We start from the raw sequence: 22359 nt of genomic DNA, 5'->3' as shown, positions 1-22359 counted from the left end.
CGATGCTGGTCCTCTGATCTACCCGGTCGCTGCCTGGAGCCGGATCAGCGCGTCGATGGTCTCGGCGGCCATGAGCTCGGTCCTCGCCCCGGCGGCATCGGGATCCCCGGCCTCCACGGCGTCGATGACGGCGGCCAGGTGGGCTCCCTGGCGCCGAAGGTTCTCTGTCTCGTGCGCGACGAGACGCAGGAAGGGCGAGAGCTCTGCCTGCAGCTTCATCTGCTCGCGGGTGAGGCGCGCCGACTGGCTCAACGCGACGATCTCGATCTGCACGTCGTCGAGCAGACGGCGCTGCGCTTCCGGGTCGAGCTCCTCGATCCGCTCCAGCCGGCGACGCACCCGCTGCGTCTCGCTGGGGTCGGCGCGTCGCGCCGCGAGGCGCACGCAGGCTCCGGTGATGGCGGCGTAGTGGGCGCCGAGGTCGCGCAGGGCCAGGCGTGATGTGCGGCCCACGGCCTCTCTGGCGAAGGTGAGGGGATCGGCGTGCGCGGCGACGAAGCTGCCCCCGTTGCGCCCACGGCGGGTGACGACCAGGCCGCGTCCGCGGAGGGCCAGGAGTGCTTCGCGCACGGTCACGGGAGCGACGCCGAGACTCTTGCTGAGATCGGCTTCCGACGGGAGGCGCTCGCCCGCGCGGAGGTGTCCGCGGGTGATGGCGTCGACGAGGCGGCGCTCGACGAGCTCCGCCCGTCCCTCATCGCCGATGGGCTGGAACAGCGCGCCCTGAAGACGGTGCGGCTGCTCGTGCTCGAGTTCCGGGGAGCGCTCAGCGGAGGCGTGCGTCGGGTGCGTCGTCGAGCTCGATGCCATCCTGCGATTCTCCCTTCCGTGATCACGATACCCAAGAAGTTCCTGTTGACATATTACCTCTGGGTTTATATGTTTTGGTGAATCTTCCCCGTTCGACGACGATCCGAGGAGCGCGAGATGATCGCCACGGCCCCCGCAGCACCCGCAGCCCCCGAGGCCACCCGCCCGGACGGGACGGTGACACTGAGCAGCGTCACGAAATCCTTCGGCGAGTTCACCGCCGTCCGCGACCTCGACCTCGAGGTCGCCTCGGGGGAGTTCCTGTCGATGCTCGGGCCCTCGGGCTCGGGCAAGACGACGGTGCTGCGCATGATCGCCGGCTTCGAGGACGTCACCGGTGGCAGCATCCGCCTCTCCGGCGTGGACGTGACACGGACGCCGCCGCACGCACGTCCGGTGAACACGGTTTTCCAGGACTACGCACTCTTCCCCCACCTCACCATCGCCGACAACGTCGGCTACGGTCTCCGCGTCCGCGGTGAGGGGAAAGCCGCCCGCGCCGCCCGGGTGCAGACCTCGCTGGAGCAGGTGCGACTCGACCACGTGGCCGATCGCCTGCCGCACCAGCTCTCCGGCGGCCAGCGTCAACGCATCGCCCTGGCCCGCGCGCTCATCCTGCGTCCGCAGGTGCTGCTGCTCGACGAGCCGCTCGGCGCGCTCGACAAGCAGCTCCGCGAGCAGATGCAGATCGAGCTCAAGCAGATCCAGCGCGAGGTCGGCATCACCTTCATCTTCGTCACCCACGACCAGGAGGAGGCGCTCACACTGAGCGACCGGGTCGCGGTGTTCAACGGCGGTCGGATCGAGCAGATCGGCACCGCGCGCGACGTCTACGAGCGCCCGCAGACCGAGTTCGTCGCGCGCTTCCTCGGGCTCTCGAACCTCATCGGCGGAGACCTCGCCGAGCGCCTCACCGGCGACCGCCGAACCATGAGCGTGCGTCCGGAGCGGATGCGGCTGATCGATCGTGAGGGCACGCTCGCCGCGGGCGAGGTCGCTCTCGACGGGACGATCAGCGAAATCGTCTACACCGGCCCGGCCACCCGCTACCTGGTCGCGACCGATGCCGGGATCGACCTGATCGCCGAACGCCCCAACACCCGACACGGTGCCGATGACGATCTCGCTCGAGGACACCACGTCCGTGCCGCTTGGTCTCCCGGCCACGCGGCACGGCTTCCCTGAAACACCGCAACATCCCCACCCCCAGCACTGATCACAAAGGAGCGATCCATGCGTAAGAAGATCCTGGCCACCACGGCGATGGCGGCCGTCGCCGTCCTCGCCCTCTCCGGCTGCGCCACCGGAGGCGAGACGGCATCCGAGGGCTCCGGCGAACTCCAGATCGACGTTCCCGACATCGCCATGCAGGAGGAACTCGGCGACTACGAGGGCGAGGTGAACATCGTCGCCTGGAGCGGATTCGTCGAGCCGGCGTGGAGCGACGCGTTCACCGCCGAGACCGGATGCGTGGTGAACCGCCGCGTCGCCGGAACCAGCGATGAGATGGTGCAGCTCATGCGCACCGGCGACTACGACCTGGTCTCCGCCTCGGGCGACGCGAGTCTGCGCCTGATCGCGGGCGGCGACGTGCAGCCGCTCAACCTCGAGCTCATCCCGAACTTCGGCGACGACATCGTCGAGGGCATGAAGGGCCAGATCTACGACACCATCAACGGCAAGTCCTACGGCATCCCGATCGGCCGCGGCGCGAACATCCTGCAGTACAACAGCGACGTCGTCACCGAGGAGCCCACCAGTTGGGATGTCGCATGGGAGAAGGACAGCCCCTACGCGGGTAAGGTCATCGCCTACGACGCCCCGATCTACATCGCCGACGCCGCGGTGTACCTCATGGCGCACGAGCCCGACCTCGGCATCACCAACCCGTACGCGCTCGACGAGAAGCAGCTGAAGGCCGCCGTCGAGCTGCTCAAGCAGCAGAACGAGATCGTGTCGGAGTACTGGTCCGACCCCGCCGCGCAGATCACGTCGTTCGCGGGCGGCACCACGGTGCTCGGCACCTCATGGGAGGTGCTGCGCAAGCTCACGGAGGACGACAGGTTCAAGAGCGTGCTGCCCGAGGAGGGCTCGACCGGCTGGTCGGACGCCTGGATGCTGGCCGCCGAGTCGAAGAGCCCGAACTGCGCGTACGCGTGGATGGACTACTCGTCCTCGCCGGAGGTGAACGGCGCGATCGCGATGAACTTCGGCATGGCCCCGGCCAACGCCGCGTTCTGCGACACCAGCGAGGAGGCGAAGGCGCACTGCGACTACTTCAACGCCACGGATGAGGAGTACTTCAAGAAGGTCTGGTTCTGGACGACGCCGATCGAGCAGTGCATCGACGGCCGCACCGACGTCACCTGCACCAACTTCCAGCAGTGGACGGACGCCTGGCTCTCGGTCAAGGGCTGAGCCGCATCGAGGGGGTGGGTCCTGCCGACCCGCCCCCTCACCCCCCGCATCTTCCGCAACCACGAACGGGATCGACATGAAGCGCCGCCTCCGGATCGCCGGGCTCCTGGCCCTTCCGATGACCTGGCTCATCGGGATCTACATCTTCTCGCTGGTCATGCTCCTCGTGACCGCCTTCTGGATCACCGACCCCTTCACCTCCAAGGTGAAGCCGGGGTTCACGCTGCGCAACTTCGAGCAGCTCTTCGTCAACCCCGCCTATCTGTCGACGTCGATGCGCACGCTGGGCATCGCCCTCGCCGTGACGGTGCTCGCCATCCTCATCTCGGTGCCCCTCGGCATCTTCATGGCCAAGGTCGCATCGCCGTGGCTGCGGGCGCTGTTGGCCGTGTCGATCACCCTGCCGCTGTGGGCCGGGTACCTGGTGAAGGTCCTCGCGATGCGGATCACGTTCACCGAGCAGGGGTTCGCGAACTGGCTGCTGGCGCCGTTCGGTCTCTCCGGACCGGGTTTCAGCGTGCTCACCGTCGTGCTCACCCTGACCTACCTGTGGCTGCCGTACATGGCCGTGCCGGTGTACACCGCGATCCGCCAGGTGCCGCCGAACCTCTTCGACGCCTCCGCCGACCTCGGCGCCGGGTCGTGGCGGACGATCGCGTCGGTGGTGCTGCCGATCATCAAGCCGGCCCTCATCGCCGGCTCCGTCTTCACGTTCTCCCTGAGCCTCGGCGACTATCTGGTCGCCCGGTTCGTCGGCGGAGACACCCAGATGATCGGCAGCGTGATCGCATCGAACATCAACCTGAACCCCCCGCTGGCGGCCGCGTACTCGCTGGTACCCATCGCGTTCGTCGTCATCTACCTGGTGAGCGTGCAGCGCACCGGCGCACTGGAAAGGATGTGAGTCGCGCATGCTGAGACTGTCCCGCACCTCCAAGATCGTCCTCGGGATCATCGTCGCGATCGTCCTCGCGTTCATGTACATCCCGCTCGCGCTGGTCGTGCTCAACTCCTTCAACTCCGCGCGTATCGTCAGCTGGCCGGTGAGCGGCTTCTCCCTCGAATGGTGGGGCAAGGCGTTCACCAGCGAGCCTGTGCGCGCCGCCCTCCTGAACTCGGTCCTCGTCGCATCCGGGGCGACCGTGATCGCCGTCATCCTCGGCACCCTCGTGGCCTTCGCACTGCAGCGGTACTCGTTCTTCGGGCAGCGCGCCGTGAACCTCCTGGTGGTGCTGCCGATCGCTCTCCCCGGCATCGTCACCGGCGTCGCCCTGAACAACACCTACAACCAGCTGCTGGAGCCGATCGGCATCCAGGTCGGCTTCTACGGCATGATCATCGCGCACGGCACCTTCTGCATCGTCATGGTCTTCAACAACGTGCTCGCGCGGCTTCGGCGGATGAACCCGAGCATCGAGGAGGCCTCGCAGGACCTCGGTGCGAGTCCGTGGCAGACCTTCCGGCTCGTCACGCTCCCGCAGTTCCGCAGTGCGCTGATCGCGGGGGCCATCCTCGCCTTCGCGCTCAGCTTCGACGAGGTCTACGTCACGATCTTCACCGCCCCGCCGGGCGTCGACACCCTGCCGCTGTGGATCATGAACCAGATGGCCAGGCCCAACGAGGCGAACGTAGTCAACGTGGTCGCGACGGTCGTCATCGTCGCCTCCTTCCTCCCGGTGTGGATCTCGCAACGGCTGGGGAAGGAGGTCGACGAGCGCGACTGACGCAGGGGCACCGCTCAGTCGTCGGTGCGGAAACCCGTCGCCTTGTGGGTGCCGTCGCAGAACGGCTTGAGGGCGGAGAGTCCGCATCGGCACAGGGCCACCGTGCGGCGGTGGGGTGCGATCGGCTCGCCCTCGGTCGTCTGCAGCTCCACGTCGCCGCGCACGAGCAACGGGCCGTCGGGGTACGGCGTGATCGTCGGGCGGTCGTGGCCGGCGCTCATGATGGCATCCGCGTGCGAAGCGAGGAGGTGCCCGTGGACCAGGCGTCCAGGATGTGTGCGCCTCCCCAGCCGTCGACGGTCAGGCACGCGGCGGCACCGAACATGATGTCGGGCAGTAGCTCGGGGTGATCCTCGGCGAGGCTGCCGGCGAGGTCTCGCGCGGCGATCTGCTCGTGCACCGCGTCGGCCTCGACGTGCTCGTCGAAGTAGTCCGAGACATCGGAGCCGAAGCCCAGACGACGCAGGCCGTCGGCATACAGACGGCACGGGATCGACGAGGTCATCTCGTAAGCGGCGAGGTGGCCGACGATCGAACCCACCAGGCGGCGGTTGAGGCCGAACATCGACATCATGTTGAGAGAGGCGAGAGTGACGGCGGGCAGGTCGTCGACATACGCACCGTAGGTGTCATCGAGACCTGCCGCCCGCATGGCGCGCGCGAAGAGCGCAGCGTGCACACGGTGCGGACGGCCACCGCCGTATTCGTCGGACTGGATCTCGACGAGCGCGGCCTTGGCGCGTCCGTCCAGTCGGGGGATAGCCCAGGAGTGCGGGTCCGCCTCGCGCAGCGTGTATGCCGAGCGCTGGATGAGCATCTCCTGCGCCTGCGTCGCGGTGGCCTTCTTGACGAAGTACCGGGAAAGGCTCGGCCCCGTGTCGGCCTCCGCGAGAGCGAAGAGCGACCGACCGACGGCATCGACGGTCGGCTCCGGCAGGCTCGGCATCGGCACGCCGGCACGCAGTTCGCGCTCGAACGCCGCCTCGAGGATGCGCCGGGTGGTCACAAGCGCGGGGTCCCATTCCAGATCGGGGTCGAGCTGCGGGAGTGACCCGTACGCGGAGGCGTAGAGCACGAACAGTGCCAGCTGGATGTCGTCGTCGCGGGCGATGTCGGCGCTCGCCGCGACGGCCTCCTCGGCGAGTGCCGCGTGGCCGCATCCCTCGCCGGATCCGGTGAGGTGCGCGATAACGGCGCGGCTCAACGCCCCTCTGTCGGAGAACGCGAGAGGCGGGGTGGATGCCGGGGCGGATGAGGTCATGTGTCGGGGTTCCCAATCGATGCGCACATCCGTATCCTGCGGTCGAGGAGCAGATCCGGCCAGGGACTTGACGGGCCGCGCCGCGCGGGGCATGCGCGCGGGTACCCGTCTCGGCGGCGGAGTCGACGGCGGGCGCGGAGATAGGCTGACGTCGATGACGCAGCCGTCCTCCTGGTCCCACTACGCCGCACCGCGACATGCGATGCGGCGACTGCTGATCTCGTGCCACGGTGCGGGGGAGCAGTCGGGCCCGCAGCCGCCGTTTCGTCGACGGTCGCTTCCGACCCGCGGGCTGGTCTACATCTCCGAGGGGCACGGGGAATACGAAGAGTACGAACCGCAAGGCCGGAAGGTGCCGGTCCTGGGGCCGGCGGTGATCTGGCTGACTCCCGGAACACTCCACGGGTACGGCTCCGACGCCCGGGGATGGTCCGAGCACTGGGTGCTGTTCGAGGGCGAGTCGTTCGCGGCGTTCGAGGCGAGCGGACTGGGAGGACACCATCGCCCGGTGCAGGCGCTCGCGCGTCCGGTGGACGACGCGGACGAGATCTTCGATCAGCTGCGAGAGGCCGTGGGTGCGGTGGGTCCGCGAGCGGAGATCGCCGCCTCCGTCGCGACCCAGCGGCTTCTGCTCGCCATCCTCGATGCCGCCGATCCGGTGGAGGGGACGACGGACGGCGCGAGCGTCATCGACCTCGTCAGCCGCGACGCCACCCGCACCCTCTCGGTCGCCGCGCGCGCGGCTGCGGTCGGGCTCTCCACCCGCGAGCTGGGGGTGCTCGTGCGGGCCGCGACCGGGCTCACCGTGAACGACTTCGTCATCGAGGTGCGCATCGCGCGGGCGCAGTCGCTCCTGGCGGAGACGGCTCTCGATGTCGGTCAGATCGCCGCGCAGGTCGGCTACGACGACGCTGCCTACTTCTCCCGCATCTTCCACCGCCGCACAGGAGCTGCGCCCTCGGCGTTCCGGCGACAGCAATCCCGAGAACATATTGACGAGAATCGTCCAAGTCGTGCCGAGAGCGTCCCGGAAAATCCAATGATCTGACGAGAAAGTCCATGGACGGAAGTCCAGGTCTAGCCGATCCTGGAATCATGTTCACCTCCAACGGATACACGCTCGACGACTCGCCGTCTCGGCTCGGGTGGATCGAGCCCGTGCCGGACGCCATCCGCACCGACAAGCAGGCGCTGTGGAGCCGCCTGCGCAGGGACGGCTACCTGTTCCTGCCGCAGCAGCTCGATCCGCAGCTCGTCACCGCGTTCCGCGAGCACTACTTCACCGCGATGGCGGACACCGGGATCGTGGAGCCGGGCTCCGATCCCGCCGTCGGCGTCGGAGCGCAGGGAGCGATCGACAGGGCGAAGATCCGCGCGGTCCTGTTCGACGACATCGTTCCCGGTGAGCGGTACGCGGCGCTGACCGCACACCCCGATATCCGCGGATGGTTCGAGTGGTTCCTGGGCGACGACGTGCATCTGCACCGGCGCAAGATCATCCGCCACATCCGTCCCGGCGAGTCGGGGATCGGCACGGCCACGCAGGCCCACTACGACCTCGTCTATCTGCGCGAGGGCAGCGAGCGCGTGCTCTCGATGTGGATCCCCCTGGGAGACTGCCCCGCCGAGCAGGGCGGTCTCACCTACCTCGAAGGCAGCCATCACTGGGCGCTCGCCGAAGAACGCGCGCGCGGCGACAGGCGCCCGGCCGCATCGATCACGGCCGACCTCCCCGCGCTCGCCGACGCGCGCGACGCCCGCTGGCTGATGGCGGACTATCGCGCGGGCGACGTGATGGTGCACTCCTCCTACATCGTGCACGCCAGCACCGACAACGTCGATCCGCAGGGGCGCATCCGCCTCTCCACCGACATCCGCTATCAGCGGGCATCCGAGCCGATCGACTGGCGCTGGCAGGAGCACTGGCACGAGGATGACGGTCTGTGAGGAGAAGTGCCGCTCAGTCGCAGGCCTCGAACGCGTAGGCGTCGTCGTCGGGAGTGACGAGGTCACGGTCGCGGAGCACCATGGAGTCCGGAGAGCTGTCGTCGGCGCACATCTCGGCGAAGGGGCGCGGAAGCTCGTCGGTGTACTCGATGTCGATCACATGGTCGGCGTAGACAGCGGTGTAGGCGCCGCACTCTTCATAGGCCGCGCACTCCTCGGTGACCGCGAAGTCGAAACCGGCCCACTCGTGGAGCAGCGCCGCATCCTCTGCGGCGTTCTTCTGGCCGGCGGCGAGCCCCACGGCGTGCGCGGCGTCGACGAGCAGCGCGGCCAGGGCCAGGCTGTCATCGAGCGAGAGGGAACCACCCGACCGCGAGTACGAGTCGAGATTGTCGAACTCGACCGCGTCGAAGCCGGCACCCGCGCAGCCCTCGATCCAGGGGATCACCGTGTCGGCGATCTTCTCCCGGTGCGCCGCACTCGAGGTGTCGATGAGTGCCTCACCGGGCCAATCCGGATCGAAGACGACCTCGCCGTCGCGCTGCAGCAGCAGCTCACGGGGCCAGGCATCGAGTTCACCGGGCTGCGTCTGGAAGCCGTTGACGTAGCAGATCGAGTACACGCCGGGTGCGGGCTCCGCGCCCCGGTCGCGCCCCACGATGCCGACCTCTGGCGAAGGGTCGTAGGCGCCACCAAGCTGGTAGTCGGGCACGGCGCCGGAGGGTGGGAGGACGATGGTGGGCGACGACGGATCCGTTGCGTTGGCACAGCCGCCGAGTGCGATCAGCAACGCGGCGACGGCGGGGAGTGCCGCGCGGCGGAGCATCCGATTCAGCGCCTCGCCCCGTACAGCTCCGCGATCTCCTTCGAACCCATCCCCTGGGCATATGTCGGATGCTGGGGCCATCCCTCCGGGGATTCCTCCCATTCCTCCTGCCGGCCGTAGGGAAGCAGATCGACCAGGCCTTGCAGGTGGCTGAGCCGCTCGGTGCCGCGACCCTCGGTGTGCCACGTCCGATACACGGTATCGCCATCGCGGAGGAAGACATTCACTCCGAAGCCCGCGTTCGCAGGAGCATCCACGTCGGCGCCGAATGTGCTGTCGGCGCTCGAGTACCACGCCATCGTGTTGCCGACCCGGTCGCGGTAGGCCAGCGCCTCATCGATCGGGCCATTCGTGACGATCACGAAGCGGGCGTCGTAGTAGCGCTCGATCACGTCGAGCCGGGTGAACTGGGAGGTGAAGCCGGTGCAGCCGGGGCACTGCCATTCGCTACCGTCTGACCACATGTGGTTGTAGACGATGAGCTGCGAGTGTCCGTCGAAGACGTCGGCCAGGCGGACCCGTCCTTCGGCGCCGACGAGGGTGTAGTCCGGCAGCTCCACCATGGGCAGGCGGCGACGATGCGCGGCGATGGCGTCGAGCTCCCTGGTCGCGGCCTTCTCTCGTACGCGCAGAGCGTCGAGTTCACGGCGCCAGGTCGCAGCGTCGACGACGCGGGGAAGGGGCAGCTTTCCTGTGCTCACGGTGACCTCCGTATGCTGAGCGACTCTGCGTCCAGTCTGCGCGCGGCCGCCGACACGGTCAATGCGGGGCGGGTCCGGTCGCCGCCGCGTCGACCGGCGCCGGCGCGGCCGGATTACGACGGATGCCGATCCACGAGACCACGCCGCCGATCACGAGCAGCATCGCCGTGAACCACGCGGCGTTGTGGAAGCCGTCGAGGTCGAGCGTGCCGCCGACGATGGTCGACAGCATGGCCACGACGAGCAGACCGGCGACGCGGGAGACGGCGTTGTTCACGGCCGAGGCGATGCCCGAGTGGTTCTCATCGATCGCCCCGAGGATCGCGGCCGTCAGCGGGGCGACCGTGAGGGAGAGTCCGAGACCCATCACGATCATGGCCGGCAGCACCTGCCACCAGTAGTCGAAGTCGGTGGAGACGAGAAGCAGCATCAGGGCGCCGACGGCCATGAGCAGCGGCCCGACCGTCATGAAGATACGCGGTCCCCATCGGCCCGCCCACTGACCTGCGCGCGAGCTGACGAGGATCATCAGGATCGTCATGGGGAGGCTCGCCAGGCCTGCGGCAGTCGCGCTGAGCCCCGCGCCCTGCTGCAGGTAGACGCCGACCACGAAGCCGTTGAGCGACAGCGCGGCGTAGACGAAGAACGTGGCGAGGTTGCCCCAGCCGAAGTCGCGCACGCGGAACAGCCACAGCGGCATGAGGGGCGACGCGGAGTGCTGCTGGCGCCACAGGAACAGCGCGAACAGGGCGGCGCCGGCCACCGCGGGGATCCAGATCGCGGGCGACTGCCATCCCAGGTTCGGCTGCTCGATGAGCGCGAAGACCACGGCGCCGAGACCGATCGCGCACAGCGCCCCGCTCCACCAGTCGACGGTGACGCCGCGGGGATGCTCGGGCAGACGCAGGCGGGAGAGCAGCAGGAGCGTGATCCCGATCGGGATGACGTTGATGAGGAACACGAAGCGCCAGGAGAGGTAGTCGACGAAGAGCCCGCCCAGCAGCGGACCGACCAGTTGCGCACCGGTGGTGAAGGCGGTCCAGACCCCGATGGCCCGCGACTGCACGTCGGCGCGCATCGTGGCGGTGATCAGGGCGAGCGAGCTGGGCACCAGCAGCGCCCCCGCGGCTCCCTGGGCGGCGCGGGCGATGATCAGTGTGAGCGGATCGAACGCTGCGGCGACCGCGATGGAGGCGACGCCGAAGGCGATCAGTCCGATCCGCATCACGAGCACACGGCCGTAGGCGTCCGACACCGAACCGGCGAGCAGGATCAGAGCGCTCAGAGTGATGAGATACGCGTCGACGACCCACTGCTGGGTGGTGATGCCGCCGCCGAGCTCACGACTGATCGCGGGTAGCGCGACGTTCACGACCGTGCCGTCGAGGAAGGTCACGAATGACGCGAGCACCGCGATGGAGATGACGAGCCGCTGGAGCGGAGCGAAGGATGCCACAGGCCGACACTACCCCCGGCAGCCGACGTCGGGGCGGTTTGGCCAGGTCGGTCAGGGCTTCGGCGCGGTCACGCGCGGAGCTGCCGGCGGGGAGGCGGGGAACGGGGCCGGTGTCCCCGCGCGCAGGAGCTCGACGAGTGCGGGCGCTCCACCGTCGTGGACGGCGCGGCGTTGCCGGTCGGCGCCGGTGCCGAGTGTGCGCAGGCGCTCGAAGCCCTCCCACACCCGTTCCTCGTCACCGAGTTCGCGGAGGGCGGGGGCGATCGATGCCCGCATCCGGTCGGCCACGGTCCAGGCATCCTCGATCTCGCCCGTCGTCGGATCGACCAGGCGCGCCCCCATGCCTCTGCGGGCCGCCGTCCACAGCGAGGCGTCGATGCCGTCCACTCCGATGTCGGCGAGGGGCTGATCGTCGGTGAGCACGATCGCTCGGGAGAGGAGGGCGGCGAACACCGCGTCCTCGGCCGTCAGCTGCGCATCGAAGACCCGCACCTCGACGGTGGGGTAGCGCTCCGAGATTCGCGCCGACCACGACAGCGACGCCGCATCGGCGAGGGCTCCGACGTCGACGAGGCGCTGTACACCTGCCCGGTACTCGTCGTAGTCGCGGAACCGCGGCGGCGCCCAAGACGAGGGCAGGCGACGGATCAGGATGCTGCGCCAGCTGGCGAAGGCGGAATCCCGTCCGTTCACGAAGGGGCTGTTGCCGGTGAGCGCCAGCAGCACGGGGAGCCAGCCGCGCACGCGATCGAGCGCGCGGACCCTGTCCTCGTCATCGGTGACCTCGACGTGCACGTGCAGCCCGTTGACCTCGTGGTCGCGTGTGAGGTGTCCGAGCTGCTCGGCCACCTCGTCGTAGTGGGGTGAGGGCGACACGGTGGAGGAGCGGGTCGTGGCGAACGGCGTGCCGGTACCGGCGGCGATCGCGTGCTGCTCCCGGGCATGCCAGCCGATGAGCCCGCGCAGGTGCATCAGCTGCGCCTCGGCATCCACCGCGGTCGCGACCGGCTCGGTCAGGCACTCGATCTGCGAGGTCAGATACTCCGTGGTGACCTCTCCGCCCGTGCGGAGGCGCGTGATGCGCTCGCGAGTGCCGGAGGCGAGGGCCACGGGCACCAGCGAATGCTCATCGAGGAAGAGGAACTCCTCCTCGACGCCGAAGCGCGACATCGGCGGCCTCAGTGATTCCTGAGCGCGGAGATCAACTCGGACTTCCGTTTGCCGCTGTAGCCGGTCAGCCCCAGCTCCTTCGCGCGCGCACGCAGCTGGGGAACGGTCCAGTCCTCGTAGTCGCCGTGCTCGCCGCCGCGACGCCCCACGGCACTGCGCCCCTCCTTCGCCGCGGCATTCGAGATGCGCGCGGCCTTCTCCTTGGAGGCCCCGTCTTTCCTGAGCTCTTCGTACAGCTCGGGATCCTTCAGCGCGTTGTCGCGTCTTCCTGGCATGTTCCCATCTCCTTCGCGCACTCGGAGGGCGGAAGTCAACCCCCTCGGACAGAACTCCCACCGCGGCTAGCGTGGGGGCACCACAGTCGGGCGTTCGCGCCTGCCGAAAGAAGGGAAAGACCGATGAACATCCTCCTGATCATCGTCATCGTCATCGCAGTGATTCTTGCGATCACCGGAGGGCTGGTGCAGTCGCTCCAGTTCCTCCTGTGGGTCGGGCTCGTCCTCCTCGCGATCGCCGTGATCGCCTGGTTGATCCGAGCGATCAGCGGCAGCCGCAAGGTCTGACGACACCACACGTCTGACCCATCGAGGTGAGGCCCGCCCTTCGGCGGACCTCACCTCTTCGGTGTGTGGGGCGCCTTACTTCTCGAACGCGTCCCGGACGCTGTCGCCGGCCTTGCCCGCGGCGTCCTTCACGTTCTCGCCGGCCTGCTTGGCGGAGGCCTTGACCTGATCCGCCTTGCCCTCGGCTTCGAGCTTCTCGTTGTCGGTGAGCTTTCCGACGCCTTCCTTGACCTTTCCGGCGGCCTTCTCGGCGGCGTTCTTGATGTCGTCTGCGGCACTCATGTGCGGCTCCTCTCGTAGGCGGATCGATTGCCTCCGACACTCTCACTCCTTCGGAGAAGCGGCCACGGGATTGACAATCCGCCCGGGCCGTGACAACGTTCGGTCGCCATCGACTCACGCCTCGCGAAGGACTAGCCTGGCGCCAGGCGGGTGGTCCTGCCCGCGGACCTCGACCAAGGAAGCGGTGTGCGATGGACTCGATGATGATGGGCGCCATGTCGAAGAGCATGGAGTCGATGCCCGACATGCAGATGATGGACATGTCCGTCATGCAGGCGTGCATGGATGCGTGCGCCGCATGCGAACAGGCCTGCACGGTGTGCTCGACGCAGATGATGGACTGCTCTCCCGCCTGCATGAACTGCGCCGACATGGCAGGCACCATGATGCGGTCGATGATGCGGATGCAGGGGATGACCCCGGCGTCGATGATGGCGATGCTCAACGCCTGCATCGCGATGTGCAAGACGTGCATGGACGCGTGTGCGCGGCATGCCGACGAGAGCGACGTGTGTCGGATGTGCGCTCAGGCGTGCCAGGCCTGCATGGACGCCTGCTCGGCCATGAAGGACATGCTGATGGCGAGCGCCTGAACCGGAGGCGGGCTCAGGAAGAACGATCAGACGGCGGCGACGTTGAACTGCGTGCCGCCGACGGCGAGCACTCCGTAGCGCGCGTGCAGCGCGACGGGGGTGCCGGGGGCGGCCTCGAGGGCGGCACCGGAACCGTTCCACAGCGCATGCGCTTCGCCCTCGAGCGTGCGCACCACGAGGTCACCGGAGCTGGCGTCGGCGGACTCGACGAGGGCGTCGATCCACCCGGCGGGCGTCGCCGAGGCGATGCGTGCCTGGATGAGGTGCAGAGCATGGCCGGGGGCGAAGGAGGAGCACCGGCCGCCGTGGCTGCACATGCACGCCGCACGCTCACGCACCGGGAGGGGCGAAAGGCGGTTCAGCGGCGTGGACACGGTGGTCTCCTTCTGGTCGGACGTTCCGGAAAGACTAAGACGCCCTTCGCGTGGTGCCCAGGCGGGCCGACATGGAGTGAAACAAACGGGTGTAGGCTCGCCGGGTGCTGTCGTCGATGAGCGCCCTCGGGGCGCAGAGCGGAGCTGCAGGCGCTTCCCGCGCCGCAGGCAGAGGCTGAGGACCCACCGGAGGCGGAACCCCCGTCCCCGGTGTCGCGACGTACCCGGCCACCGTGTCCGGGATCCTTCCTCTCATCGACCCGCCTTCGCGGCGACCACTCCGAAAGCACCACTCCCATGCGTCCCATCGACGAGCGCGCCATCCGCGCCTCCTTCCTCAACGCCTCCCGCAAAGAGGTCTCCGACCTGACCCTTCCGCCCGGATTCGCCGAGATCGACTTCGACCGGCTCGACTTCCTCGGGTGGGCCGACCCGAAGATGCCCCGCCGGGCCTACGTCGTCACCTGGATCGATGACGCCCCGGTCGGTGTCTTCCTGCAGCGCGCCGAGCAGCGCGTGATCGCCAGAGCGCAGTGCTCGTGGTGCGAAGACGTGACGCTCCGCAACGACGTGCAGCTGTACGTGGCGCGCAAGGCCGGACCGGCCGGGCGCAAGGGCGACAGCGTGGGTGTGCTCACCTGCGCCGAGTTCGGCTGCAACCACAACGTGCGGGTCCTGCCGCCGCTGGCCTACCAGGGGTTCGACCGCGAGTTCGCGCGCGACCTGCGCATCCTGCGACTGCAGGAGCACGTGGCGGGCTTCCTCGCCGAGGTCGCGGGGCGGGCGGGCTAGACGATCCGGGCGCGCACGTGCGCCCAGGCGGGTGCTGTCAGCGCCGCCGACCGGCGGGCGAACTCGTCGAAGCTGTCACGACCGGGCCAATCGGCCGGCAGCATCGACGGGGGAAGCCCCGGATCGGTGTACGGCAGCACCCGCCAGCGGTCGATCAGCTGCACGTACGCGGCGAACGGCTCCGCGGGCAGATCTGCGAGCGACGCCTGGAAGGCGAGGTGCTCGTCGCGCAGCGCATCCAGATCCCACCACTGCGCCGCAGCGTCGACGAGGCTGCCGGCGGGAACGGGGGCGGACGCCGGGAACAGCGTCGCCCACGGGCGCGCATCGAGTTCGTCGAGGATCTGCACCACCTCGTCCTGAAGGTGGCCGGGGCAGATCCACAGGGCGGGCGACACGACTCCCGCACCGATCCACTGCAGTCGTCGACGCAGCTGATGGCGCACGCTCCTCGCGCTCTCGGGGATCGAGAACGAGACCAGGCACCACGTGTCGGCGTCCGTCATCTCGCGCATCTCGAAGATGCGCCGATCGCCGCGTTCGAGCATCGGGATCGCTGCCGGGTTCAGCCGGTAGCCGATCTGCTTCTCACGGGCGGCGAGCAGCAGGCCCTTCTGCTTGAGGCGTGCGACACCGGTGCGCGCCGGGGCCGGTTCGATGCCGAGGTCGCCGGCGAGGGCGACCAGGTCGGCGGCGGAGATCCACCCGCCGAGCGGGCGCAGGAAGACGCCGATGAACGTCCGCAGCAACGATGCGGTGCTGCCGGGGCGCGCATCGATGTCGTCGAGGACGGGCGCGGCGGCACGGTCAGAAGTCACCGGACTCCAAGGCGTCGCGCACCGCGAGCACGCCGGTGACGGTCTCGACGTGCGAGGTGCTCAGCGGAGAGAGTCCGAGGCGGATGCCGTCGGGGAATCGGAAGTCCGGGATGATGCCGTCGGCCCACAGGCGACGTGTGACGTCGCGGAAGTCCGGATGCCCGATCGTCACGTGTCCGCCTCGCAGCTCGGCATCGCGAGGGCTGAGCAGTCGCACACCGAGAGGGGCGAGCACCTCGTCGTAGGCACGCACGGCGAGATCGGTCAACGACTGCGACTTGGCCCGCACGCCCTCGATCGTCGAGTGCTCGATGAGGTCGAGCATCCCCTGCATCGCGAGCATCGATGTCACCGGGGGAGTGCCGCTGAGCAGCTGGCGGATGTCGCCGGACGGTACGTACTCCGGCCCCATCGCGAAGATGTCGGCCGCGCTCCACCAGCCCTGGATCGGCTGGCGCAGCACACCCTGCAGTCCGTGTCGGAGGTAGGCGAAGGCGGGGGAGCCCGGCCCGCCGTTCAAGTACTTGTAGGTGCAGCCGACAGCCATGTCGACACCCCACTCGTCGAGCTGCATCGGCACGACGCCGGCCGAATGGCACAGATCCCACATCATCAGGGCGCCGGCCTCGCGTGCCGTCGCGGTGATACCCGGCATGTCGGCCAGGGCTCCCGAGCGATAGTCGACATGGCTCAGCGACACCAGGGCGGTGCGTGCGGAGACGACGGCCTCGACATCGGCGATGGTCACCCCGTGCACCGGGTCGGGTTCGATCCACCGCAGCGTCATCCCCGTCTCGGCGGCCACGCCCTCGGCGAGGAACCGGTCGGTGGGGAAGTTGCCCGCCTCGATCACGAGCTCGGTACGGTCCGGATCGGCCGACGCGGCGGCGCGCATGAGCTTGTAGATCAGCACGCTGGTCGAATCGGCCACGACGGTCTGGCCGGGGGCGGCGCCGAGAGCGACCCGTCCGATGCGGTCGCCCAGCTCCATCGGCAGCGCCATCCACTGCTCGTCCCACGAGCGGATCAGCCGCGTGCCCCAGTCGTCCCGCACGAAGGCGGCGATCTTCTCGGGGACATCGCGCAGGGGACGCCCGAGCGAGTTGCCGTCGAGGTACGCGGTGACGCCAGGAGCCTCGGCGAACGCATCGAGGTGGGCGTGCAGCGGATCGGCCGCATCGAGAGCGCGGGCGAGCTCGAGGAGTGAGGAGTCGGGCGTCATGGTCATGTCACACCTTCAGGTCTGCGGGGGTGAGGGGGCGGGCGTCGAGCGGATCGGCGCTCGACGGGGTTCCGCCGGGGATGAGGAGGAGAGCGGATCGGGGTTCGCGCGGGTCCACGGGGGCGAGAGCCTGCAGCAGGGCGGCATCGTCGAGTCCTGCCTCGCGGAGAGCGGCGACCTCGCGCGGGTTCAGATCGACCGGCATCGGTCCGTTGCCCAGGTCGGTCCCATAGAGCACGCTGCCGCCTGCGGTGCGGAAGCGGCGCACGTTGTCGATCGCGATCGCACGCTCGGGATCGTCATGGATGGCGAGCGTCGAGATCCAGGAGGCGGAGGCGGCCTGGCGCGCGATCTCGTCATCGTCGAGCCGCTCCGTGAACGGGGCGTGGGCGAGCCGGGCGGCTCCGAGACCGACCACACGCCGCGCTTCGCCCGCCCCTTCGGCGTGGGCGACGACGGGGAGACGGCGCGCGGAAGCGAGCCGCACGATCGTGCGGAACAGATCGTCGGTGAGGACGGGTCCTGCGGCACTGTTGCTGGTGACCTTGATGCAGGTCGCGCCGGCGTCGGCCATCTCCGCGACGGCGTCGGCTGCGGCCGCGGCGTCGGCGATCTCGCGCACCGAGCCCTCCGGCGCCCAACCGCGGTCGGAGGGGTACCCGCCGGGGGCGGTCAGGAAGGCTCCGGCGAAGTGGACAGACACCGGTTCCGGCACGGCGATCAGACGCAGCGCCTCGGGGTTTCCGCCCAGGTCGACCACGCGGCCGAGGCGTGACTCTGCCAGCACGCCATGCTCGATGAGCTGGAGGTGCACGTGGTGGTCGGTGAATCCGCCCACGACCACACCATCGAGCCGGGGAGCTCCCGACGCGGGCACCGCATCGCGCAGCCGCAGGTGCCCGTCGACGAACTCGACGACGCCCTCGCGCCACTCGACTCCGTCGAAGAACGTCGCGGCGTGCATCAGCTGCCGATCTCGGTGCGCACGGTGTAGAGCTCGGGGAAGAAGGTCAGATCCAGCGCGCGCTGCAGGAAGCCGACGCCGCTGGAGCCGCCGGTGCCGACCTTCATGCCGATCGTGCGCGCGACGGTCTTGAGGTGTCGGAAGCGCCAGAACTGGAAGTTGTCCTCGAGGTCGACCAGGTCTTCGCACGCCTCGTAGAGGTCCCAGTACCGGCTCGGGTCCTGGTAGATCTCGCGGATCGCGGGCACCAGCTCAGGGGTCTCCCGGTAGGGCTCGCGCACATCGCGCTGGAGGATCGAGCTCGGGATCGGCAGCCCGCGGCGGGCGGCGAAGCGCAGGAACTCGTCGTAGAGCGTCGGCTTCTCCCACTCGGCGGTGAGCAGAGCGAGGTTGGCGGGGTGGTCGGCGAAGACGCTCAGCATCTTCTCGTTCTTGTTGCCGAGGGCGAACTCCACCGCCCGGTACTGCACGGACTGGAAGCCCGACGAGTTGCCCAGTGCCCCGCGGAACTGCGCGTACTCGGTGGGGGTGAGGGTCGCGAGCACGGACCACTGCTGCGTCATCACGTCTTGGATGCGCTTGACCCTGGCGATGCGCTTCAGGGCCTCGCGGAGGTCGTCGCGGGCGAGCAGCTCACGCGCCGAGGACAGTTCATGCAGCAGCTGCTTGAGCCACAGCTCGGTGGTCTGGTGCTGAATGATGAACAGCATCTCGTCGTGGTGCTGCGGTTCGCTCACCGGATGCTGCGCGGTGAGCAGCTGGTCCAGCGCCAGGTAGGAGCCGTACGTCATCCGGCCGGAGAGGTCGGTGACGATGCCGGATTCCAGGGCGCGTTCGTTCTCGGTGTGCATGCGCCGAATATATCACTTTCGTGGCGAGCGTCACAGGAGTGATATGTTCTGCGTCGACGTCCCTCAGAGTGCGGGGGTGCGCGGCGGCGGCGTGCGACGCGTGCCAGGGCCGCCTGTCGCTTCGAACGCCGCCGCGAGGCGCAGCAGTCGCGTGTCGTCATGCGCCCGACCTGCGAAGGTGAGGCCGATCGGCATGCCGATGTCGCTCATCACCCCCATCGGGACGGTGACGGTCGGGATGCCGAGGTGGCGCACGGCGAGGTTGCCGTTCGCGATCCAGACGCCGTTGCGCCAGCCGCGGTCGGCGGATTCGGGGTTCACGTCCATGTCAGCCGGACCCACATCCGCGACCGCCGGGAAGACCACGGCATCCAGCCGCAGCACATCCATCCACACCTCCAGGTCGCGACGACGGGTCTCCTCCAGGCCGCGCAGGCCGTCTTCGAGTTCGGGCATGTCCGTGAACGAGGCATCGGGGTGGCGGCGCACCCAGTCCGGATACTCGGCGATGTCGTCGTCGAAGCCTGTGTAGCGGTCGGGGAGTGCGCCCTGGGGGTGGGGGAAGATCGTGGCGCCGTCGACGTCGACGAGCGAGTGCAGAGCGGGGTCGGCGTTCGCCTGCAGGAAGTCCTCCCATGCCCAGGCCGAGAGATCGACGATCTCGCGGCGCAGGTACTCCGGCGATACCAGGCCGCGGGTCGCGATGGTGTGCGCCCCCGGACGGTCGCCCTCGTAGTTCGACACCACCGGGAAATCGACCTCGATCACGGTCGCTCCGGCGGCGGTGAGGTCGCGGCGGGCGACTTCCCAGCGCTCGATGATGCTCGCCCGTGTCTCGATGCGCCGGCCGGTGGGCCCGCCGATGCCCGGGTGCTCGGCAGTGCCGGCATCCGGGTCCGCATTGATGTACATCCGGGGGATCCCGATACGCGCGCCGACGAGGGCGAGGGGGCCGCCTGTCGCGAGTGCCGGATACGATTCCGGTCGCACCGTCGATGCCGCAGGCAACGCCACCCACGGCTGCGCGCGCCAGAAGTCGCCACGGGTCTCGGCGTCGTCGGCGACGATGACCTCGAGCACTTCGAGCAGGTCGGCCATCGAGCGGGTGTGCGGCACCACCACGTCCATGGTCGGTACGAGAGGCCAGTTGCCGCGGGTCGAGATCACCCCGCGTGAGGGGGTGTAGGCGCACAGCGCGTTGTTGGTCGCTGGGCCCCGGCCGCTCGACCAGGTCTCCTCGCCGAGGCCGAAGGCGGCGAAGCTCGCCGCCGTCGCCGTGCCGGAGCCGTTCGACGAACCGGAGGCGAAGGGCGCCGTGAGAAAGGTCGCGTTGTACGGACTCTCGGCGCGACCGTAGACGCCGCGCTGCATGCCGCCGTTCGCCATCGGGGGCATGTTCGTCAGCCCGAGGCAGATGGCGCCGCCCGCGCGCAGCCGCTCGATCGTGAAGGCATCGCGCTGGGCCACGAGCTCTGCGAAGGCGGGACTCCCCGCGGCGGCGGTGAGGCCGCGCACGAGGTAGCTGTCCTTCGCGGTGTACGGGATGCCGTCGAGCGACCCGAGCGTCTCCCCGCGGGCGCGACGCGCGTCGGAAGCGGCGGCCTCACTCCGCGCGTGGGGATTGGCGACGACGACCGCGTTCAGGGCGGTCTCGGTGCCGGGGGCGTCAAAGGCGGAGATGCGCGCGAGGTATGCGTCGACCAGTTCGACGGCGGTCGTGTCTCCGGCGTCGAGGGCGCGCCGCAGGTCGGCGATGGACGCCTCGACCACGTCGAACATCAGCGGCTTCCGTCGAGGGCGGGCTGCTGCTGGGTGATGCAGTGGATGCCGCCGCCGCGGGCGAACAGCGGGCGCGCATCGACCGTGACCACACGGCGTCCGGGGTAGGCATCGGCGAGGATCTCGCGCGCTGCGGCATCGGCCTTCTCGTCGCCGAAGCCGCAGGCCACGACGCCGTCGTTCGTGACGAGGTGGTTGACGTAGCTCCAGTCGACAGGGCCCTCATCGTCGGAGAGCGTCGAAGGAGCGGGCAGCCCGATCACCTCGAAGCGGCGGCCGGCGGCGTCCGTCTGCTCCGCGAGCAGGCTGCGCAGCTCGCGCGTGACCGCGTGGTCGGGGTGGTCGGGGTTCTGCTGGTCGTGCAGCAGCAGCCGCCCGGGCGACACGATGGTGGCGACGATGTCGACGTGACCGTTCGTCCCGAAGTCGTCGTAGTCGCGAGTGAGTCCACGGGGGAGCCAGATCGCCGTGGTCGCGCCGATCGTGCGGGCCATCTCGGCCTCGATCCGCTGCTTGTCGGCGTAGGGGTTGCGCCGGGGGTCCAGCTGCACGGTCTCGGTGAGGAGCACGGTGCCCTCGCCGTCGACGTGGATGCCGCCGCCCTCGTTCACGAGCGTCGAACTCACGAGCTCGGCGCCGACGGCGTCCGCCACGATGCGTGCGTGCTGTGCGGCCTTGCGCCACTCGGCCCATTCCGGGGCGCCCCAGCCGTTGAAGATCCAGTCGACCGCGCCGAGCACGCCAGGACGCTCGTCGTCGACCACGAAGGTCGGCCCCGAATCGCGCATCCAGAACTCGTCCACGGGCGCGATCTCGATCTCGATGCTGCTGCTGAGCATGCGCCGGGCCCTGGCGACCTCGCTCGGATCGACCAGCATCGACACGGGCTCGAACTCGGCGACGGCGTGGGCGACGGCGGTCCAGGTGGCGTAGCCCTCCTCGCGGGCGGCGTCGGTGTCACCGAGGGTCTCGCCCTCCGCGGGGAACGCCATCCAGGTGCGCTCGTGACGTGCGGTCTCGGTGGGCATGCGCCAGCTCATCGTGATCTCCTCGCTGCTGCCGGTTCGTCTATTGAACATGCGATCAACAGGTGTTACGGTAACCCCTGATGAAGACCACGTCAACAGGTACGTCCACTCGGCGGATGTCGCCGGAGGAGCGCGATCAGTCGATCCTCGACGGTGCGATCGGCCTTGCCCGCGAGAGCGGACTCGAGAGCCTCACCGTCCGCGCGGTCGCGGCTCGCGTCGGGGTCACCCCCGCACTCGTGGCGCACTACCGGCCGGGGATGGACACCTTCGTCGCCGACGTCTTCGGGCTGATCGTGGCGGCCGAGCGCGAAGAGGTGATCGCCGCGTTCGACGACACCGACGACCTGCGCGATGGTCTGCTGCGACTCATCGAGACGCTCCTCGATGCCGACCGCGACGACGTCACCCTCATCTGGGTGCAGGCCTGGGCGCTCGGAGCCCGAAACGATGCGCTCGCCGCGCGCGTGCGGCAGGAGATGGACGGGTGGCAGAGTGCGCTCGAGCAGATCTTCGCCCGTGCCGCTGCGGCCGGAGCCATCGCCGCCGGTCGTGCCGACACCGCAGCATGGCTGCTGCTCGCGATGGTCGACGGCATGAACGCGCACTCACTGGTGAAGTGGGCGCCCCGCGACCGTGCCGACCTCGCCAGACGGGCGCTCGCTGCGGTGCTCGACAGCGCGACGCCCGAGGCCGAGGTCACCGGCTCGCGCGCCACCGTCTCGCATTCCCCCGACCCCCGACCCACGGACCCCCGATCCGATGACAAGTAAAGGAACG

At 69.2% G+C, this 22359-nt stretch carries 26 protein-coding genes; 10 read left to right on the top strand and 16 right to left on the bottom strand.

Going from position 1 to position 22359, the window contains the following annotated elements; translation table 11 throughout:
- Positions 1–18: 18 nt before the first annotated feature.
- Positions 19–810, bottom strand: a complete 792-nt coding sequence (locus ASD13_RS03570; protein WP_055865855.1) for a FadR/GntR family transcriptional regulator — start codon at positions 808–810, stop codon at positions 19–21.
- Positions 811–927: 117 nt separating this feature from the next.
- Between ASD13_RS03570 and ASD13_RS03565 the strand changes: the two genes are divergently transcribed.
- The 4 genes from ASD13_RS03565 to ASD13_RS03550 all read left to right on the top strand — a co-directional run bounded on the left by ASD13_RS03565 (position 928) and on the right by ASD13_RS03550 (position 4952).
- The gene (locus tag ASD13_RS03565) at positions 928–1995 is read left to right on the top strand and encodes an ABC transporter ATP-binding protein (RefSeq protein ID WP_055865853.1); all 1068 of its coding nucleotides are present in this window, start codon (positions 928–930) and stop codon (positions 1993–1995) included.
- A gap of 48 nt (positions 1996–2043) precedes the next feature.
- The gene (locus ASD13_RS03560; protein WP_055865850.1) at positions 2044–3228 is read left to right on the top strand and encodes an extracellular solute-binding protein; all 1185 of its coding nucleotides are present in this window, start codon (positions 2044–2046) and stop codon (positions 3226–3228) included.
- Between the two features lie 76 nt (positions 3229–3304).
- Positions 3305–4132, top strand: a complete 828-nt coding sequence (locus tag ASD13_RS03555) for an ABC transporter permease (RefSeq protein ID WP_017829335.1) — start codon at positions 3305–3307, stop codon at positions 4130–4132.
- Between the two features lie 7 nt (positions 4133–4139).
- Complete coding sequence (locus ASD13_RS03550) at positions 4140–4952, top strand: ABC transporter permease (protein ID WP_055865846.1); 813 nt, start codon at positions 4140–4142, stop codon at positions 4950–4952.
- Between the two features lie 14 nt (positions 4953–4966).
- Here the strand turns inward: ASD13_RS03550 and ASD13_RS03545 are convergent, their stop codons facing one another.
- Positions 4967–5173 carry a CDGSH iron-sulfur domain-containing protein gene (locus ASD13_RS03545; RefSeq protein ID WP_055865842.1) on the bottom strand — a complete coding sequence of 69 codons (207 nt, stop codon included), beginning with the start codon at positions 5171–5173 and terminating at the stop codon, positions 4967–4969.
- Positions 5170–6213, bottom strand: a complete 1044-nt coding sequence (locus ASD13_RS03540) for an iron-containing redox enzyme family protein (RefSeq protein WP_055865841.1) — start codon at positions 6211–6213, stop codon at positions 5170–5172. The genes ASD13_RS03545 and ASD13_RS03540 overlap by 4 nt, the downstream gene beginning before the upstream one ends.
- 154 nt (positions 6214–6367) lie before the next feature.
- Between ASD13_RS03540 and ASD13_RS03535 the strand changes: the two genes are divergently transcribed.
- Positions 6368–7261 carry a helix-turn-helix domain-containing protein gene (locus ASD13_RS03535; protein ID WP_055865837.1) on the top strand — a complete coding sequence of 298 codons (894 nt, stop codon included), beginning with the start codon at positions 6368–6370 and terminating at the stop codon, positions 7259–7261.
- A gap of 47 nt (positions 7262–7308) precedes the next feature.
- Positions 7309–8160 (top strand): phytanoyl-CoA dioxygenase family protein, encoded by an 852-nt coding sequence (locus ASD13_RS03530; protein ID WP_055865836.1) that lies wholly within the window; start codon positions 7309–7311, stop codon positions 8158–8160.
- 13 nt (positions 8161–8173) lie between these two features.
- On the opposite strand, the gene ASD13_RS03525 is transcribed toward ASD13_RS03530, so the two are convergent.
- The 5 genes from ASD13_RS03525 to ASD13_RS03505 are packed head-to-tail and all read right to left on the bottom strand — an operon-like array spanning position 8174 to position 12588.
- Positions 8174–8986: an endo alpha-1,4 polygalactosaminidase gene (locus ASD13_RS03525; RefSeq protein ID WP_055865833.1), complete on the bottom strand. Its 813-nt coding sequence runs from the start codon at positions 8984–8986 to the stop codon at positions 8174–8176.
- A gap of 5 nt (positions 8987–8991) precedes the next feature.
- Positions 8992–9687, bottom strand: a complete 696-nt coding sequence (locus tag ASD13_RS03520) for a DUF899 family protein (RefSeq protein ID WP_055865831.1) — start codon at positions 9685–9687, stop codon at positions 8992–8994.
- Between the two features lie 58 nt (positions 9688–9745).
- The gene (locus ASD13_RS03515; RefSeq protein WP_055865828.1) at positions 9746–11143 is read right to left on the bottom strand and encodes an MFS transporter; all 1398 of its coding nucleotides are present in this window, start codon (positions 11141–11143) and stop codon (positions 9746–9748) included.
- A 51-nt stretch (positions 11144–11194) separates the two neighbouring features.
- Positions 11195–12313: a carboxylate-amine ligase gene (locus ASD13_RS03510; protein WP_055865825.1), complete on the bottom strand. Its 1119-nt coding sequence runs from the start codon at positions 12311–12313 to the stop codon at positions 11195–11197.
- 8 nt (positions 12314–12321) lie between these two features.
- Complete coding sequence (locus tag ASD13_RS03505) at positions 12322–12588, bottom strand: DUF7218 family protein (RefSeq protein ID WP_017829326.1); 267 nt, start codon at positions 12586–12588, stop codon at positions 12322–12324.
- 123 nt (positions 12589–12711) lie between these two features.
- Here ASD13_RS03505 and ASD13_RS17530 point away from each other — a divergent pair, with 123 nt between their 5' ends.
- Positions 12712–12876 carry a hypothetical protein gene (locus tag ASD13_RS17530; protein WP_017829325.1) on the top strand — a complete coding sequence of 55 codons (165 nt, stop codon included), beginning with the start codon at positions 12712–12714 and terminating at the stop codon, positions 12874–12876.
- A 75-nt stretch (positions 12877–12951) separates the two neighbouring features.
- Here the strand turns inward: ASD13_RS17530 and ASD13_RS03500 are convergent, their stop codons facing one another.
- On the bottom strand, positions 12952–13158 hold the full coding sequence (locus tag ASD13_RS03500) for a CsbD family protein (protein WP_017829324.1): 207 nt from the start codon (positions 13156–13158) through the stop codon (positions 12952–12954).
- A gap of 236 nt (positions 13159–13394) precedes the next feature.
- On the opposite strand from ASD13_RS03500, the gene ASD13_RS03495 reads away from it, so the two are divergent.
- Positions 13395–13751, top strand: a complete 357-nt coding sequence (locus ASD13_RS03495) for a hypothetical protein (protein ID WP_167497454.1) — start codon at positions 13395–13397, stop codon at positions 13749–13751.
- 26 nt (positions 13752–13777) lie between these two features.
- Here ASD13_RS03495 and ASD13_RS03490 read toward each other — a convergent pair whose 3' ends face one another.
- Entirely contained in the window at positions 13778–14125 is a 348-nt protein-coding gene (locus tag ASD13_RS03490; protein ID WP_055865820.1) for a hypothetical protein, read from the bottom strand.
- A 297-nt stretch (positions 14126–14422) separates the two neighbouring features.
- Here ASD13_RS03490 and ASD13_RS03485 point away from each other — a divergent pair, with 297 nt between their 5' ends.
- Positions 14423–14917, top strand: coding sequence for an FBP domain-containing protein (locus ASD13_RS03485; protein ID WP_055865818.1), 495 nt, complete (start codon positions 14423–14425; stop codon positions 14915–14917).
- On the opposite strand, the gene ASD13_RS03480 is transcribed toward ASD13_RS03485, so the two are convergent.
- The 6 genes from ASD13_RS03480 to ASD13_RS03455 form a co-directional block, all read right to left on the bottom strand.
- Positions 14914–15735, bottom strand: a complete 822-nt coding sequence (locus ASD13_RS03480) for a PaaX family transcriptional regulator (protein WP_055865816.1) — start codon at positions 15733–15735, stop codon at positions 14914–14916. The two genes, ASD13_RS03485 and ASD13_RS03480, sit on opposite strands and share 4 nt — an antisense overlap.
- Positions 15725–16963, bottom strand: coding sequence for a kynureninase (locus ASD13_RS03475; protein WP_200942443.1), 1239 nt, complete (start codon positions 16961–16963; stop codon positions 15725–15727). Before ASD13_RS03475 ends, ASD13_RS03480 begins: the two co-directional genes overlap by 11 nt.
- Before the next feature lies 1 nt (position 16964).
- Positions 16965–17921 carry a hypothetical protein gene (locus ASD13_RS03470; RefSeq protein WP_055865814.1) on the bottom strand — a complete coding sequence of 319 codons (957 nt, stop codon included), beginning with the start codon at positions 17919–17921 and terminating at the stop codon, positions 16965–16967.
- Positions 17921–18772 (bottom strand): tryptophan 2,3-dioxygenase, encoded by an 852-nt coding sequence (locus ASD13_RS03465; RefSeq protein WP_055865810.1) that lies wholly within the window; start codon positions 18770–18772, stop codon positions 17921–17923. Before ASD13_RS03465 ends, ASD13_RS03470 begins: the two co-directional genes overlap by 1 nt.
- Before the next feature lie 63 nt (positions 18773–18835).
- Complete coding sequence (locus ASD13_RS03460) at positions 18836–20551, bottom strand: amidase (RefSeq protein ID WP_055865807.1); 1716 nt, start codon at positions 20549–20551, stop codon at positions 18836–18838.
- A complete protein-coding gene (locus tag ASD13_RS03455) occupies positions 20551–21591 on the bottom strand; it encodes an agmatine deiminase family protein (protein WP_055866864.1) in 1041 nt (346 codons plus the stop codon). The genes ASD13_RS03460 and ASD13_RS03455 overlap by 1 nt, the downstream gene beginning before the upstream one ends.
- 68 nt (positions 21592–21659) lie before the next feature.
- On the opposite strand from ASD13_RS03455, the gene ASD13_RS03450 reads away from it, so the two are divergent.
- Positions 21660–22352, top strand: a complete 693-nt coding sequence (locus ASD13_RS03450; protein ID WP_082531380.1) for a TetR/AcrR family transcriptional regulator — start codon at positions 21660–21662, stop codon at positions 22350–22352.
- Positions 22353–22359 lie beyond the last annotated feature (7 nt).

It is taken from the genome of Microbacterium sp. Root1433D1, from assembly GCF_001426835.1.
In the GTDB taxonomy this organism is placed as follows: domain Bacteria; phylum Actinomycetota; class Actinomycetes; order Actinomycetales; family Microbacteriaceae; genus Microbacterium; species Microbacterium maritypicum.
Note: the sequence above shows the minus strand (reverse complement) of the source record. Positions and strands in the feature narration are given on the sequence as shown.